Here is a 15,335-nt window from a genome sequence, read left to right as displayed (position 1 = left end):
TCTACTTCCGCACCACGGACGTGACGGGCACGGTGAAGCTGCCGGACAACGTCGAAATGGTCATGCCGGGCGACAACATCGCCATCGAGGTGGAGCTCATCACCCCGGTCGCGATGGAGAAGGAGCTCCGGTTCGCCGTCCGCGAGGGTGGCCGTACGGTGGGCGCCGGCGTCGTTGCGGAGATCATCGCCTGATCGGCCTCCCGCCGACCAGCTTCCACGGGCACTGAGTTGCGGAAGGGAGGGCTGCTTCTGTAGCCTTCCCTTCTCGCATCTGGTGAGATAAGCCATGCCGAAGGGTAATCGTTCCATCATCTCGCTCGAGTGCACTACGTGCAAGGAGCGGAACTACACGACCACGAAGAACAAGCGGAAGAGCCAGGATAAGCTCGAGCTGAGCAAGTTCTGCCCTCGTTGCCGCAAGCACACGGACCACAAAGAAGGCAAGGTCTAGTCGGTCGTTGGGTTCATGAAGGTTTAGGCCAGTAGCTCCAACGGTAGAGCAGCGGTCTCCAAATCCGCGTGTTGGGGGTTCGAATCCCTCCTGGCCTGCCAGCTTCAGTACAGGGACCCCCGGTACCGAGCGGTGCCGGGGGTCCCTGCCTTTTCGCAGTCCCGCTTCCGCAGTCCCTCGTGAGGCACCATGGCGACGGCATCTGAGGCCAGCCAGCAGGCTAACCGCTCGGGCATCGACCCCAAGCGGCTCGTGGTCATCTTCTATCTCGTCGCCGGCATCGTCCTGGCCCTCTTCCTGGAGCACGTCTTCGGGTTGCTCTGGAGCCGGTTCGGTTGGAGCGACGCGGAGCTCTTCGAAGGCCTTGGCTGGCGCGTGTCGACCCTGGTGGGCTACGTGGCCGGCCTGGCCGTGGTGCTCGCGGCCTACTTCCACCCTCGCACGCACGCCCTGTCCATCGACGTGGCGTCCGAGCTGATGAAGGTCACCTGGCCCACCTGGTCGGAGACCCGCGCGTCGACCATGGCCGTGGTCGTCGCCTCGCTGGTGGCGGCCGTTCTGCTCTTCTGCATCGACACCGTCGCCTACAACTTGATGGTGGAGTGGCTGCCTGCCCTGTGGGGGAAGCTGTAATGGCGAAGAAATGGTTCACGGTCCAGACCTACTCGAACTACGAGAACCAGGCGAAGAAGAACCTGGAAGAGCAGGTGCGCCTCAAGGGCCTGCAGGACCAGGATCTGATTGGTGAGATCCTCATCCCCATGGAGCAGGTCGTGGAGATGGTGAACGGCGAGAAGAAGACCACCCGCCGCAAGCTCTTCCCTGGCTACATCTTCGTCCAGATGGAGCTCAGCGACACCACCGTCCACCTGGTGAAGAACACCTCCAAGGTGACGGGGTTCCCGGGCGTCGGCCAGAACGAGCAGCCCCGGCCCATGTCGGACCGCGAGGTCGAGCGCCTCACCGCGCAGGTCACCGAGGGCGCCCACAAGCCCAAGCCCAAGGTCCAGTTCGAGACCAGCGACACGGTGCGCGTCATCGACGGCCCGTTCGCCAACTTCAACGGCACCGTGGAAGAGGTCAACCCGGAGAAGGGCCGCGTGCGCGTGCTCGTCAGCATCTTCGGCCGTGCGACCCCCGTGGAGCTCGACTTCATGCAGGTGGAAAAGACCACCGGCTAGTTTCAACAGTCTTCCGCGCCCGGGAAACGGGCGCGGATCAACGGGTGGGAGGGCTGTCCCGTCTGACAGCCCGTCGGAACCACCCCCGCGAAAGGCAGCAGTCCGCCGATGAAGAAGGTCACAGGTCAGGTCAAGTTGCAGATCCCCGCCGGCAAGGCGAACCCCGCCCCGCCGATTGGTCCCGCGCTCGGTCAGCAGGGCGTGAACATCATGGAGTTCTGCAAGCAGTTCAACGCCAAGACGCAGGCGGAGGCCAAGGAGGGTCTGATCATCCCGGTGATCATCACCGTGTATCAGGACCGCTCCTTCACCTTCATCCTGAAGACCCCTCCCGCCGCCATCCTCATCAAGAAGGCCGCGGGTCTCCACACGGAGAAGAAGAAGGGTTCGGGCGCGAAGAAGCCGGGCAAGGAGAAGGTGGGGCAGATCTCCCGCAAGCAGCTGGAAGAGATCGCCAAGAAGAAGATCCAGGACACCACCGCCGCGTCCATCGAAGCCTGCATGAACACCATTGCTGGCACCGCGCGCTCCATGGGCATCGACGTCGTCGGCTAGCCCGCCCTCTCTCTCAAGGATTCCTGCAATGGCTAACTCCGGAAAGAAGTTCCGCGCGTCCAACGAGCTGGTGGACCGCAACAAGCGCTACCCTGTCGCCGAGGGCTTCGCGCTGCTGAAGAAGACGGTCGAGACCCGCGCGACGAAGTACGACCAGACGGTCGACGTCGCCATCAACCTGGGCGTGGACCCGAAGCACGCGGACCAGATGGTCCGTGGCGCCGTGGTGCTCCCGCACGGCACCGGCGCCACCGTGCGCGTGGCCGTGTTCGCCAAGGGTGAGCGCGCCACCGAGGCCGCCAACGCCGGCGCGGACATCGTGGGCGCCGAGGACCTCCAGAAGCGCATCGAGGAGGGCTTCCTCGACTTCGACACCGTCATCGCGACGCCGGACATGATGGGTATCGTCGGCCGCCTCGGTAAGGTGCTCGGTCCCCGTGGCCTCATGCCGAACCCGAAGGTCGGCACCGTGACCATGGACGTCGCCAAGGCCATCCGCGACTCCAAGGGCGGTAAGGTGGACTTCCGCGCGGAGAAGGCGGGCATCGTCCACGCCAAGATGGGCAAGGCCTCCTTCGCCGCGGACAAGCTCGAGGCGAACTTCAACGCGCTGGTGGACCTGGTGATGAAGCTCAAGCCGGCCACCGCCAAGGGCGTGTATCTGAAGGGCATCGCCATCTCGACGACCATGGGCCCGGGCATCAAGCTCGACACCCAGGAAATCCTGGCGCGCCACCGCTAGTCGCGGCTGTCAGGACGGGCAGGGAAGGGTGCGCTCCCTGACGGGGAGCGTCAGTCCCGTCGCCCGGAGAACATCAGTCCGATAAAAAGTGCTGGATCTTTGCGAAAGCCGGGGGTATAGGCCCCCGGCTTTTGCAATTGGGGCGCCATGTCGAGAGACGCGGCGTTCCGACCTGGTTCATGACAGCAGGGACCTGGAGTGGGGAAGACGCGTCCGTTGGGAACCGGGCAACCGGTCGGGCCGTCCATCCGCTGCTGGTTCAAACGGCCGCAAGGTCAGCCCTGCCGAGACTGGAGGTGCGGTGTGGTGCCTCTCGGAGGCTCCTCTCTCGCTCTGCCACTTTGGCCCAGGCATCACGCCCGACCGTCAGGTCGGGCCATGAAGGAGGTGAGTCAAGGTGCTGAAGAGCGAGAAGGAGGAGATGATCAAGGACCTTCACGAGAAGTTTGCGCGGACCAAGACCGCGGTGCTCGTGGAGTCGTCCAAGGTGAACGTCGAGACCGTGACCCGGCTCCGTCGCAAGTTCCGCGAGGGACAGGTCGAGTACAAGGTCATCAAGAACACGCTGGCGCGCCGTGCCGCTCAGGGTACGACCGTCTCCGCGATTTCGGATGACTTCACCGGTCCCGTTGCGCTGTGCATCAGCTACGACGACGAGGTGGCTCCTGCGAAGATCCTGATGGATTTCATCAAGGACATGGAGACCATCAAGGTCCGTAGCGCCGTCGTCGCCGGTAACAGGGTCGACGCCAACGGCGTGAAGGCACTGGCGAAGCTGCCGGGCCTCAATGAGCTGCGCGGGATGTTGCTCGGCATGCTCAACCAGCCTGCAGGCAAGCTGGTCCGGACCATCGCGGCCCCCGGGTCGCAGCTCGCGCGCGTCATCCAGGCGCACGCGGACAAGGCGCAGGGGCAGTAATCGTCCCGAGAAGTATTTCTACCGCAACCTCTTCGGCCGAGCCGCCCAAATGGGTCGCCGGCCGTTAGTCAACCAGAAGGAACAGTTCCATGGCCGATTTGAACGCGATTGCTGAAGAACTCTCGAAGCTCACCGTCCTCGAGGCGGGCGAGCTCGTGAAGATGCTGGAGACCAAGTGGGGCGTTTCCGCCGCCGCCGTGGCCGTTGCCGCCGCGGGCCCCGCCGCCGCCGCCGCTCCGGTTGAGGAGAAGACGGAGTTCAACGTGGTGCTGGCGAACGCCGGCGCCAACAAGATCAACGTCATCAAGGAGATCCGCGCGATCACCGGCCTGGGCCTGAAGGAGGCCAAGGACCTGGTCGAGGGCGCGCCCAAGACGGTCAAGGAAGGCGTCAACAAGGACGACGCCAAGAAGATCAAGGACCAGCTCACCGCGGCTGGCGCCACCGTCGAGATCAAGTAGTTCTGTACAGGGGCTGCCCTGTTCTTCCGGGAAATCCCGGGCAGCCTGCTGATCGGATGAGCAGGCCGGTGCTCCCTTTGCTGGGGCACCGGCTTTGCCCATTTGACATTTGCCAAATTTCCCGGCGCCGCCGCGCGTTACTGAAGTTTGCCCCGCCCGAGCAGCCGTCCCCGGAGACCGAATGCCGACGCAGATCCAGAACAATTTCCGCGTGCGGAAGACCTTCGCGAAAATCGCGAAGATCATCGACATTCCCAATCTCATCAACATCCAGAAGCAATCCTACGAGAAGTTCCTCCAGGCCGACATCGCCCCGGAGAAGCGTGAGGACCTTGGCCTTCAGGGTGTCTTCAAGTCCGTCTTCCCGATCCGGGACTTCAACGAGACCTCCTCGCTGGAGTTTGTGAGCTATCACCTGGAGAAGCCGAAGTACGACGTCGATGAGTGCCACCAGCGCGGAATGACCTACTCTGCGCCCATCAAGGTCGTCGTCCGCCTGGTCGTCTGGGACAAGGACGAGGAGACCGGCGCCCAGTCCATTCGCGACGTGAAGGAGCAGGAGGTCTACTTCGGCGAAATCCCGCTGATGACCCAGAACGGCACGTTCATCATCAACGGCACCGAGCGCGTCGTGGTGAGCCAGCTGCACCGCAGCCCGGGTGCGTTCTTCGACCACGACAAGGGCAAGAGCCACTCGTCGGGCAAGCTGCTCTACAACGCCCGCATCATCCCGTACCGCGGCTCGTGGATCGACTTCGAGTTCGACCACAAGGACCTGCTGTACGTGCGCATCGACCGGCGCCGCAAGCTGCCGGCCACCGTGCTCATCCGCGCCCTGGGCGCCGTCGGTGACACGGCGAAGAAGAACCCGCTCGACTTCAAGGGCTCCACCGAGGAGATCCTCAACTACTACTACGCCACCGAGACCATCTACCTGCAGAGCGCCGCGGACTTCGAGAAGTCCGTCGAGCTGGAGCTCCTGCCGGGTCAGCGCGCCACGCGCGACATCAAGACCAAGTCCGGTGAGCTGATCGTCAAGAAGAACCGCAAGTTCACGCGCGCCGCCATCAAGAAGCTCGAAGCGGCGAAGATGACCAAGCTGCCCATCGACGCGGACGAGCTCTTCACCAAGGTGTCCGCCTACGACGTGGTGGACGAGAACACCGGTGAGGTCATCCTCGAGTGCAACGAGGAGGTCTCGCAGGAGAAGGTGGACGAGCTCCTCAAGCGCGACATCAAGGAGTTCAAGGTCCTCTTCATCGACAACCTCAACGTGGGTCCGTACCTGCGTGAGACGTTGATGCTGGACAAGATCGAGTCCCCCGAGCAGGCCATCATGGAGATCTACCGGCGCCTGCGCCCGGGTGATCCCCCGACGCCGGAGACGGCGACGAACCTGTTCAGCAACCTGTTCTTCAACCCGGAGCGCTACGACCTGTCCAAGGTCGGCCGCCTCAAGCTGAACTTCAAGTTCAGCCTCGAGGAGCCCCTCGACGGTCAGATCCTGACCAAGCGCGACATCCTGGAGGTCATCCGCTACCTGATCGACCTGAAGAACGGCAAGGGCACGATCGACGACATCGACCACCTGGGCAACCGCCGCGTCCGCGCGGTGGGCGAGCTGCTGGAGAACCAGTACCGCATCGGCCTCGTCCGCATGGAGCGCGCGATCAAGGAGCGCATGAGCCTCCAGGAGATCGAGACGCTCATGCCGCACGACCTGATCAACGCCAAGCCGGTGACGGCGGTGATCAAGGAGTTCTTCGGGTCCAGCCAGCTGTCGCAGTTCATGGACCAGACGAACCCGCTCTCGGAGGTCACGCACAAGCGCCGTCTGTCGGCCCTTGGGCCTGGCGGCCTCACGCGTGAGCGCGCGGGCTTCGAAGTCCGCGACGTGCACCCGACGCACTACGGCCGCATCTGCCCCATCGAGACGCCGGAAGGCCCGAACATCGGCCTCATCGCGTCGCTGTCGACCTATGCGCGCGTCAACGAGTTCGGCTTCGTGGAGACGCCGTACCGCAAGGTGGACGCGGGCAGCGTGACGGGCGACGTGGCCTTCTACTCGGCGCTCGAGGAGGAGAAGCACACCATCGCCCAGGCGAACGCGGAGACGGACAAGAAGGGCAAGTTCGTCAACGCGCTGGTGCAGAGCCGCCGCAGCGGCGAGTTCGTCCAGGTCAAGGCCGAGGACGTGGACCTGATGGACGTGTCCCCGAACCAGCTGGTGTCGGTGGCCGCCTCCCTCATCCCGTTCCTGGAGAACGACGACGCGAACCGCGCGCTCATGGGCTCCAACATGCAGCGCCAGGCGGTGCCGCTGCTGCGCACCGCGGCCCCGCTCGTGGGCACGGGCATCGAGGCCATCGTCGCGCGCGACTCGGGCGTGACGTGCGTGGCCCGTCGTGACGGCATCGTGGAGTCGGTGGACGCCAGCCGCATCGTGGTGAAGGCGGACTCCAACGCGGCCCTGAGCGACGTGTCGAGCGAGGTCGACATCTACAACCTGCTCAAGTACCAGCGCTCCAACCAGAACACGTGCCTCAACCAGAAGCCCATCATCCGCAAGGGTGACCGGGTGAAGAAGGGCGACGTGATCGCGGACGGTCCGGCCACCGAAACCGGTGAGCTGGCGCTGGGCCAGAACGTGGTCGTCGCGTTCATGCCGTGGCAGGGCTACAACTTCGAAGACTCCATCCTGCTCAGCGAGCGCATCCTCAAGGAGGACGTCTTCACGTCCATCCACATCGAGGAGTTCGAGTGCATCGCGCGCGACACCAAGCTGGGCAAGGAGGAGATCACCCGCGACATCCCGAACGTGGGTGAGGAAGCCCTCAAGGACCTGGACGAGAGCGGCATCATCCGCATCGGCGCCGAGGTGAAGCCCGGCGACGTGCTGGTGGGCAAGATCACCCCGAAGGGCGAGACCCAGCTGTCTCCCGAAGAGAAGCTGCTGCGCGCCATCTTCGGTGAGAAGGCCGGCGACGTGCGCGACAGCTCCCTGCGCGTGCCCCCGGGCGTGGTCGGCACCGTCATCAACGCCAAGGTGTTCAGCCGCAAGGGCGTGGAGAAGGACGAGCGCGCCAAGCAGATCGAGTCCATGGAGGAGGCGAAGCTCCTCAAGGACCAGAACGACGAGATCAAGGTCCTCCAGGACTCCGCGTACAGCCGCCTCCGCGGGCTGGTCCGCGGCAAGGAGGTCCAGGGCAAGCTCGTGGACGACAAGGGGAAGATCCTCCTGAAGAAGGGGGACATCCTCAACGACGAGCTGCTGGCCACGGTGCCGTACAAGTACTGGGGCGAGATCTCCGTCGGTGATCCGCTGGACGCGCGCCTGCGCGACATCCTGCGCAGCCTGGAGGACACGAAGGAGGCCGTGAAGCTGGCCTTCGGCGAGAAGATCGCCCGCATCAAGAAGGGCGACGAGCTGCCCCCGGGCGTCATCAAGATGGTGAAGGTGTACGTCGCCATCAAGCGCAAGCTCGCGGTGGGCGACAAGATGGCCGGCCGCCACGGCAACAAGGGCGTCGTGTCCCGCGTCCTCCCCGAGGAGGACATGCCGTACCTGGAGGACGGGCGTCCGGTGGACATCGTCCTCAACCCGCTCGGCGTGCCCTCGCGCATGAACATCGGGCAGATCCTCGAGGTCCACCTGGGCTGGGCCGCGAAGGGCGTGGGCGAGCAGCTGCAGCGCTACATCGACGAGAACTTCAGCGGCGAGCAGCTCAAGAAGCAGCTGAAGACCGTGTACGACGACAAGGCCTTCGGTGACTTCGTGGACGGCCTGTCCGACCAGGAGGTGCAGGACCTCTGCCGCCGCCTGAAGAAGGGCATCCACGTGGCGACGCCGGTGTTCGACGGCGCTCGCGAGACGGAGCTGCACGCCCTCTTCGACGAGGGCCGGCTGCCGCGCTCCGGCCAGATGGTGCTCTTCGACGGCCGCACGGGTGAGCCGTTCGACCAGAACGTCACCGTGGGCGTGATGTACATGCTCAAGCTGCACCACCTGGTGGACGAGAAGATCCACGCCCGTTCCATCGGGCCCTACTCGCTCGTCACGCAGCAGCCCCTGGGCGGCAAGGCCCAGTTCGGCGGTCAGCGTCTGGGCGAGATGGAAGTCTGGGCGATGGAGGCCTACGGCGCGGCGTACACGCTGCAGGAGTTCCTCACGGTCAAGTCGGACGACGTGGTGGGCCGCACGCGCATGTACGAGGCGATCGTCAAGGGCGACAACGTCCTGGAGTCCGGCCTGCCCGAGTCGTTCAACGTCCTCCTCAAGGAGCTCCAGTCGCTGGCCCTGGACGTGGAGCTGCTGGAGAGCGCGCCCCCGGAGCGTCAGCGCAGCTTCGGCGGCGACTTCCTGGGTGGCGGCGACGGCGAGGACCGGAAGTCGGGGACCGAGGCCTAGGCCTTTTCAAAGAAGCCGGTGCGCCCGCCTGACCGGCTGGCTGCTTCCTCGTGGAGGGAGCGGCTGGCCGGGCGCAGGGCGGGGGCCCGAAACGTTTGGCGCCATGGGCGCTCATAAGTTTTCGGAGGCAACGTGAAGGACATTTTCAACTTCTTCGAGAAGCCGAAGGACCCGCTGTCGTTCAACGCCATCCGCATCGCGCTGGCGTCGCCCGACAAGATCCGTCAGTGGTCGCACGGCGAGGTGAAGAAGCCGGAGACGATCAACTACCGCACCTTCAAGCCGGAGCGGGACGGCCTGTTCTGCGCCCGCATCTTCGGGCCGGTGAAGGACTACGAGTGCAACTGCGGCAAGTACAAGCGCATGAAGCACCGTGGCGTCGTGTGCGAGAAGTGCGGCGTGGAAGTGATTCAGTCCAAGGTGCGCCGTGAGCGCCTGGGACACATCACGCTGGCCACGCCCGTGGCCCACATCTGGTTCCTCAAGTCGCTGCCCAGCCGCATCGGCAACCTGCTCGACATCACCCTCAAGGAGATGGAGAAGGTGCTGTACTGCGAGAGCTACATGGTCATCGACCCCAAGGCGACGCCGCTCCAGAGGGGCGAGCTGATCTCCGAGGAGAAGATGCACCGGCTCTTCCAGGAGCACGGTGAGGACTCGTTCAGCGCGGGCATGGGCGGCGAGGCCGTCCGCGAGATGCTCAAGTCCCTGGACGTGGAGAAGCTGTCCGAGGAACTGCGCAAGGACATGCGCGAGACCACCAGCGAGGCGAAGCGGAAGAAGTACGCCAAGCGCCTGAAGGTGGCCGAGGCGTTCCGCTCGTCCGGCAACAAGCCGGAGTGGATGATGCTGGACGTCATCCCGGTCATCCCGCCCGACCTGCGTCCGCTGGTGCCCCTGGACGGCGGCCGCTTCGCGACCTCCGACCTCAACGACCTGTACCGCCGCGTCATCAACCGCAACAACCGCCTCAAGCGGCTGCAGGAACTGAACGCGCCGGACATCATCATCCGCAACGAGAAGCGGATGCTCCAGGAGGCCGTGGACGCGCTGTTCGACAACGGCCGCCGCGGCAAGACGATCACCGGCCCGAACAAGCGGCCGCTGAAGTCGCTGTCCGACATGCTCAAGGGCAAGCAGGGCCGGTTCCGTCAGAACCTGCTCGGCAAGCGCGTGGACTACTCGGGCCGCTCCGTCATCGTGGTGGGCCCCGAGCTGCGCCTGCACCAGTGCGGCCTGCCGAAGATCATGGCGCTCGAGCTCTTCAAGCCGTTCATCTACAACAAGCTTGAAGAGAAGGGCTACGTCACCACCATCAAGTCCGCGAAGAAGATGGTGGAGAAGGAGCGTCCTGAGGTCTGGGACATCCTCGAGGACGTGATCCGCGAGCACCCGGTGCTCCTCAATCGCGCCCCCACGCTGCACCGCCTGGGCATGCAGGCCTTCGAGCCCGTGCTCATCGAGGGCAAGGCCATCCAGCTGCACCCGCTGGTCTGCGCCGCGTTCAACGCGGACTTCGACGGCGACCAGATGGCCGTGCACGTGCCGCTGTCCATCGAGGCCCAGATGGAAGCGCGCGTGCTGATGATGTCGACGAACAACATCCTCAGCCCCGCGAACGGCAAGCCCATCATCGTCCCGACGCAGGACATGGTGCTCGGCATCTACTACATGACGCGCGCCCGCGAGTTCGCCAACGGCGAAGGCCGCGTGTTCGCGTCGCCGGACGAGGTGCGCGCCGCGTACGACCACGGTGAGGTCCACCTGCAGGCCAAGGTGGTGTGCCGCATCGACGGCAAGCGCAAGGAGACCACGGTCGGCCGCGTGCTGCTGTGGGAAGTGGTTCCGCGCCGCGTGGGCTTCGACGCCATCAACAAGGTGCTCGACAAGAAGTCGCTCGGTAACCTCATCGACCTCTGCTACCGCCTCACGGGCGAGAAGGAGACGGTGCTGCTGGCGGACCGCGTCCGCAGCGCGGGCTACTTCCACGCGACCCGCGCCGGTATCTCCATCGCGCTCAAGGACATGATCATCCCTGCGAAGAAGCAGGAGTTCCTGGACTACGCGCGCAAGGAAGTGGCGGAGATCGAGAACCAGTACCTGGAAGGCCTCATCACCGACGGTGAGCGCTACAACAAGGTCATCGATATCTGGGCGGAGATCACCGAGAAGGTCGCCCAGGAGATGATGCAGCAGATCTCCCAGGACGAGGCTTCCGGGGACGTGGACGGCAAGCGCGTGACGCGCAAGCAGCCGTCGTTCAACCCCATCTACATCATGGCCGACTCCGGCGCCCGCGGCAGCGCCCAGCAGATCCGCCAGCTGGCGGGTATGCGCGGCCTGATGGCGAAGCCCTCCGGCGAAATCATCGAGACGCCCATCACGGCCAACTTCCGTGAAGGCCTCTCCGTGCTCCAGTACTTCATCTCCACGCACGGCGCCCGCAAGGGCCTGGCGGACACGGCGCTCAAGACGGCCAACTCCGGTTACCTCACCCGCCGTCTCGTGGACGTGGCGCAGGACGCCATCATCAACGAGTACGACTGCGGCACCATGGACGGTCTGTTCATCGGCGCCCTGGTCGAGGGCGGCGAGATCATCGAGCCGCTGGGTGAGCGCATCCTGGGCCGCGTGGCCCTGGACGACATCCTCGACCCGGTGACGGGCGAGGTGCTGGTGCGCGCCAACGAGGAGATCGACGAGGAGCGCGTCCGCCGCATCGAGAACAGCGGTCTGGACAAGGTGAAGATCCGCTCGGTGCTCACCTGCCAGGCCAAGCGCGGCATCTGCGTGGAGTGCTACGGCCGTGACCTGGCGCGTGGCCGCAAGGTGTCCGTGGGCGAGGCCGTGGGCGTCATCGCGGCGCAGTCCATCGGTGAGCCGGGTACGCAGCTGACCATGCGCACCTTCCACATCGGTGGTGCGGCGACCCGTCGCGCGGAGCAGTCCAGCCTGGAGAACCGCTACGCGGGTTCCGTGAAGTTCGCGGGCCTGAACACGGTGCAGAAGGCGGACGGCACGCTGGTGGCCATGAACCGCAACGGCGAGATCGTCATCGTCGACGAGTCCGGCCGCGAGCGCGAGCGCTACCAGATCATCTACGGCGCCCGCATCCTGGTGAAGGAAGGCCAGAAGCTGGAGCCGGGCGTGCTCGTCGCCGAGTGGGACCCGTTCGCCATCCCGCTGCTCACGGAAGTGGGCGGTGTCGTGCGCTACGAGGACATCATCGAAGGCGTGACGATGTCCGAGACGCTCGACGAGGTCACGGGCCTGTCGCGCAAGACGGTCATCGAGTCCAAGGACCCGGAGGCGCGTCCGCGCGTCACCATCCGCGACGCGGCCGGCAACGTGAAGGACCTGCCGTCCTCCAAGAACCAGGCGAGCTACTTCCTGCCCCAGGGCGCGATCATCACGGTCAACGACCAGGATGAGATCTCCGCGGGTGAAGTCATCGCCAAGGTGCCGCGCGAGACGACGAAGACCAAGGACATCACGGGCGGTCTGCCCCGCGTGGCCGAGCTCTTCGAGGCGCGCAAGCCCAAGGACGCGGCGGCGATCGCGGAGATCGACGGCGTGGTGTCCTTCGGCAAGGACACCAAGGGCAAGCGCAAGCTCATCATCACCCCCGAGGTGAGCGGCGAGCAGCGCGCGGACCTGGCCAAGGAGTACCTGATCTCCAAGGGCAAGAGCATCAACGTCCACTCCGGCGACCGCGTGAAGGCCGGCGAGGCGATGATGGACGGCGCGGCCAACCCGCACGACATCCTCAAGGTGCTGGGCGAGAAGGAACTCGCGCGCTACCTGGTGGACGAAGTGCAGGAGGTCTACCGACTGCAGGGCGTGAAGATCAACGACAAGCACATCGAGACGATCGTCCGGCAGATGCTGCGCCGGGTGCGCGTCACCGACGTGGGCGACACCAACTTCCTGGTCGACGAGCAGGTCGAGAAGTGGGTGTTCGAGGAGGAGAACGAGAAGGTCATGTCCGAAGGGAAGCGCCCGGCCGTGGGCGAGCCCCTGCTGCTCGGCATCACCAAGGCGTCGCTCTCCACCGAGTCGTTCATCTCCTCGGCGTCGTTCCAGGAGACCACGAAGGTGCTCACCGAGGCCGCCATCAACGGCAAGGTGGACTACCTGCGCGGCCTCAAGGAGAACGTCATCATGGGCCGGCTCATCCCCGCCGGCACGGGCCTGCCGAACTACAAGCACCTCGACATCGAGGTGGAGAGCCCCACGGACGAGGTCAATGAGATGGAGGCCGCCCTGGCCGCCACCCACGGCGACACCGGCCCGCTGGCCCCTCCGCCGTCGCGGCCGGACACCCGGTCCACCGACGTCGCCTAGTGCTTCCCCGAAGCGTCCCTGACGCTTCGTGAGTCAGCCGCCGTCCTGGTGTCATGCCGGGGCGGCGGCTTTCTCGTTTTGCACACTTCGTTTCCTGTTCGCTTGACAGCATGTCGCGGTGCGTTATCTTGACGCATCACGTTATGAGACCCGGAACACCCGGGGGGGAGCGCGACATGGAGACGACGAGTGCGAAGGCGGCTGAGAAGAACGGCGTGACGCAGAACGTGGAGGCCTACCTGAAGGGGCGGCTCTCCGAGGCGCAGAAGCGGTTCCAGGGCCTGGAAGGGGAGGCGAACAAGGCCTTCCGTGCGCTGGAGACGCGCAGCCAGGTGGCGGCGAAGGAGGTCCAGGCCCTGTGGACGAAGGTGCAGGCCGGTGAGCTGCGCGCCGACCCCCGCGTCCAGGAGCTGACGAAGAAGGTGGACGAGGCCGGCGTGGAGCTGCGCAAGCGGCTGGATGGGCTCCAGGCGAAGGTCGTGGAGGCGGTGGGAGTTGCCAGCCAGTCCCAGGTGCAGCAGATCACCCAGGAGCTGGGCCGCCTGTCGAAGAAGCTGGATGTGCTCCTGAAGCCCACCCGGCGTTCCCACCCTTCGACCAAGAATTCGGGCGGCGCGGCGTCTTCTCCGCGCGCCTGAGCAACGTTTTCATCACCCATGGGGTGTGCTTAGGTCGCAAACCCCTTTGAATGCCCAGGGTTCCTCCCACGGGGAGGGGCCCGGGTCACTCCCGGAGCGACTTCATGGACAACAACACCGAGGCCCCCCGAGAGAAGCCCTCCGTGGCGGAGGCGTTCGAGCGGATCTGGAGCCAGGCGCTCCTGGCGGTGAACACGGCGGAGGAGGAGGCTTCGCGCGCCGTGCAGCGCGTGGCGTCCGTCGCGGGCTGGAGCCAGGACGAGGTGAAGCGTCAGGCCCGCGAGTTCGCGGAGCGGCTGACGGGGCACCGCAAGGACCTGGAGCACAACGTGGAGGAGCGGGTCCGCACGGCGCTGTCGCTCTTGAAGCTGCCCCGCCGCGAGGAGCTGCAGGCGTTTGGTGCCCGACTGGAGCGTTTGAACGAACGCATCCAGGCGCTGGAGCACCGTAAGTGAGTGGCCCCGCCGCCTCGGGCGGCAGGTCGCTGGGAACGCGGTTCTTCGCGGGGCTGCACGCCCTGAGCAGCGGGTGCTCCCGGCTCCCGCTGCTCGCGGGTGTGGCGCTCGTGGTGTCCGCGCGGGTGGTGCCCCTCCTGGAGGAGTCCGCCCCCCAGTCCGTGGTCCCCGAGGTGGTGGCCCAGGAGTCCGTCTCCGAGGAGGCGGCGCTCATTGACGCCGTGCTGGCCAAGCGGGCCCCGGACCTGGGGCTCACGCTGCGCCGGCGGTTGGGGCAGGCCATCGACGAGGAGTCCCGCCGCACGGGGTATGACCCGTTGCTGGTGCTGGCCCTCATCGACGTGGAGTCCGACTTCGAGGAGGAGTCCGTCTCCGAGAAGGGCGCCCGGGGCCTGATGCAGATCAAGCCCAGCACGCTGCACTTCCTGGCGGAGAAGGAAGGCCTGAAGCTGTCGCGCGAGGAGGTGGTGGCGGACCCCGCCGTCTGCGTGCGCCTGGGCATCCGCTACCTGCGCAACCTGCAGGGCCGCTTTGGCGGCGACCTGGACCTGGCGCTGATGGCCTACAACGCGGGCCCCACGCGCATCCGGGACGCCATGAAGGCCGGGGAGCTGGAGAAGTTCCGCCGCTACCCCCGGGCCGTGCGGCGCGACTTCCGCCGCTTCCGCGAGGGCCATGGCCTGGGCGGGGACTGGGCGCTGGCGCAGCGCGAGCCGCCTCCGCCGACGCCCGACGAGGCTCCGACCGCGGCGCCCTGAGCGCCCGGCCCGGTCGGCCGGACTGGAAGAGGGGCCCCGGTGTGAATGTTCGGGGCGGCGGAGCGCTCCAAGCGGGGCCGTCGCCGCCTTGTCCCGCTCCCCCGGGTGCGCTAAGTCGTTTGCAAGCTCCCGGGACTGTTGAGGATTCCTGAGGAGGAATGCCCCCATGCCCCGCCCGTCCGCCCGCATTGCACTCACCGTCGCGGCTTCGCTCGTTCCCATGCTGGCCCTGGCCGGTTCGGTCTTCCTCAACGGCGTGAAGATCGACGGTGTGACGAACACGCGCTTCGAGAAGGCCACCGTCCGCATCGACGCGGAAGGCAACGTCCACATCGACGCGCCGGGGTATGCCGCCCGCGTGACGACCGTGACGCCCACGCCCGCTACGCCGGCCCCCGCCACGCCCCCCCCGGCCGCCCCG

Annotated in this window: 13 protein-coding genes, 1 tRNA gene and 1 pseudogene; all 15 read left to right on the top strand. The window is 65.9% G+C overall.

From position 1 onward, the window contains the following. A partial coding sequence (locus tag D7X96_RS36005) for an EF-Tu C-terminal domain-related protein (RefSeq protein ID WP_500681240.1) occupies nucleotides 1-194 on the top strand: 194 nt, incomplete at its 5' end. A 94-nt stretch (nucleotides 195-288) separates the two neighbouring features. Then, complete coding sequence (gene rpmG, locus D7X96_RS36000; RefSeq protein WP_002617522.1) at nucleotides 289-453, top strand: 50S ribosomal protein L33; 165 nt, start codon at nucleotides 289-291, stop codon at nucleotides 451-453. 25 nt (nucleotides 454-478) lie between these two features. Beyond that, nucleotides 479-554: transfer RNA gene (locus D7X96_RS35995), tRNA-Trp, on the top strand. An 88-nt stretch (nucleotides 555-642) separates the two neighbouring features. Further along, entirely contained in the window at nucleotides 643-1,086 is a 444-nt protein-coding gene (gene secE / locus D7X96_RS35990; protein ID WP_121724271.1) for a preprotein translocase subunit SecE, read from the top strand. Further along, nucleotides 1,086-1,634, top strand: coding sequence for a transcription termination/antitermination protein NusG (gene nusG / locus D7X96_RS35985; RefSeq protein ID WP_120549812.1), 549 nt, complete (start codon nucleotides 1,086-1,088; stop codon nucleotides 1,632-1,634). Before secE ends, nusG begins: the two co-directional genes overlap by 1 nt. Before the next feature lie 108 nt (nucleotides 1,635-1,742). Further along, nucleotides 1,743-2,189 carry a 50S ribosomal protein L11 gene (gene rplK, locus D7X96_RS35980; RefSeq protein ID WP_120549811.1) on the top strand — a complete coding sequence of 149 codons (447 nt, stop codon included), beginning with the start codon at nucleotides 1,743-1,745 and terminating at the stop codon, nucleotides 2,187-2,189. A 28-nt stretch (nucleotides 2,190-2,217) separates the two neighbouring features. Beyond that, a complete protein-coding gene (gene rplA, locus D7X96_RS35975) occupies nucleotides 2,218-2,931 on the top strand; it encodes a 50S ribosomal protein L1 (protein ID WP_120549810.1) in 714 nt (237 codons plus the stop codon). Nucleotides 2,932-3,328: 397 nt separating this feature from the next. Further along, a complete protein-coding gene (rplJ, locus tag D7X96_RS35970) occupies nucleotides 3,329-3,850 on the top strand; it encodes a 50S ribosomal protein L10 (RefSeq protein WP_120549809.1) in 522 nt (173 codons plus the stop codon). An 89-nt stretch (nucleotides 3,851-3,939) separates the two neighbouring features. After that, on the top strand, nucleotides 3,940-4,311 hold the full coding sequence (rplL, locus tag D7X96_RS35965; protein WP_120549808.1) for a 50S ribosomal protein L7/L12: 372 nt from the start codon (nucleotides 3,940-3,942) through the stop codon (nucleotides 4,309-4,311). A gap of 181 nt (nucleotides 4,312-4,492) precedes the next feature. Further along, nucleotides 4,493-8,719: a DNA-directed RNA polymerase subunit beta gene (gene rpoB / locus D7X96_RS35960; protein ID WP_120549807.1), complete on the top strand. Its 4,227-nt coding sequence runs from the start codon at nucleotides 4,493-4,495 to the stop codon at nucleotides 8,717-8,719. Between the two features lie 132 nt (nucleotides 8,720-8,851). Further along, nucleotides 8,852-13,063 carry a DNA-directed RNA polymerase subunit beta' gene (gene rpoC / locus D7X96_RS35955; RefSeq protein ID WP_014397766.1) on the top strand — a complete coding sequence of 1,404 codons (4,212 nt, stop codon included), beginning with the start codon at nucleotides 8,852-8,854 and terminating at the stop codon, nucleotides 13,061-13,063. A 176-nt stretch (nucleotides 13,064-13,239) separates the two neighbouring features. Beyond that, nucleotides 13,240-13,701 (top strand): hypothetical protein, encoded by a 462-nt coding sequence (locus tag D7X96_RS35950; RefSeq protein WP_121771770.1) that lies wholly within the window; start codon nucleotides 13,240-13,242, stop codon nucleotides 13,699-13,701. A 104-nt stretch (nucleotides 13,702-13,805) separates the two neighbouring features. Beyond that, nucleotides 13,806-14,156, top strand: a complete 351-nt coding sequence (locus tag D7X96_RS35945) for a phasin family protein (protein WP_120549805.1) — start codon at nucleotides 13,806-13,808, stop codon at nucleotides 14,154-14,156. Further along, the gene (locus tag D7X96_RS35940) at nucleotides 14,153-14,914 is read left to right on the top strand and encodes a lytic transglycosylase domain-containing protein (RefSeq protein ID WP_120549804.1); all 762 of its coding nucleotides are present in this window, start codon (nucleotides 14,153-14,155) and stop codon (nucleotides 14,912-14,914) included. The genes D7X96_RS35945 and D7X96_RS35940 overlap by 4 nt, the downstream gene beginning before the upstream one ends. A gap of 166 nt (nucleotides 14,915-15,080) precedes the next feature. Beyond that, nucleotides 15,081-15,335, top strand: a pseudogene (locus D7X96_RS35935) (hypothetical protein); the annotation flags it as partial.

This window comes from Corallococcus interemptor, assembly GCF_003668875.1.
In the GTDB taxonomy this organism is placed as follows: domain Bacteria; phylum Myxococcota; class Myxococcia; order Myxococcales; family Myxococcaceae; genus Corallococcus; species Corallococcus interemptor.
This window is presented reverse-complemented; position numbering and strand designations above follow the sequence as displayed.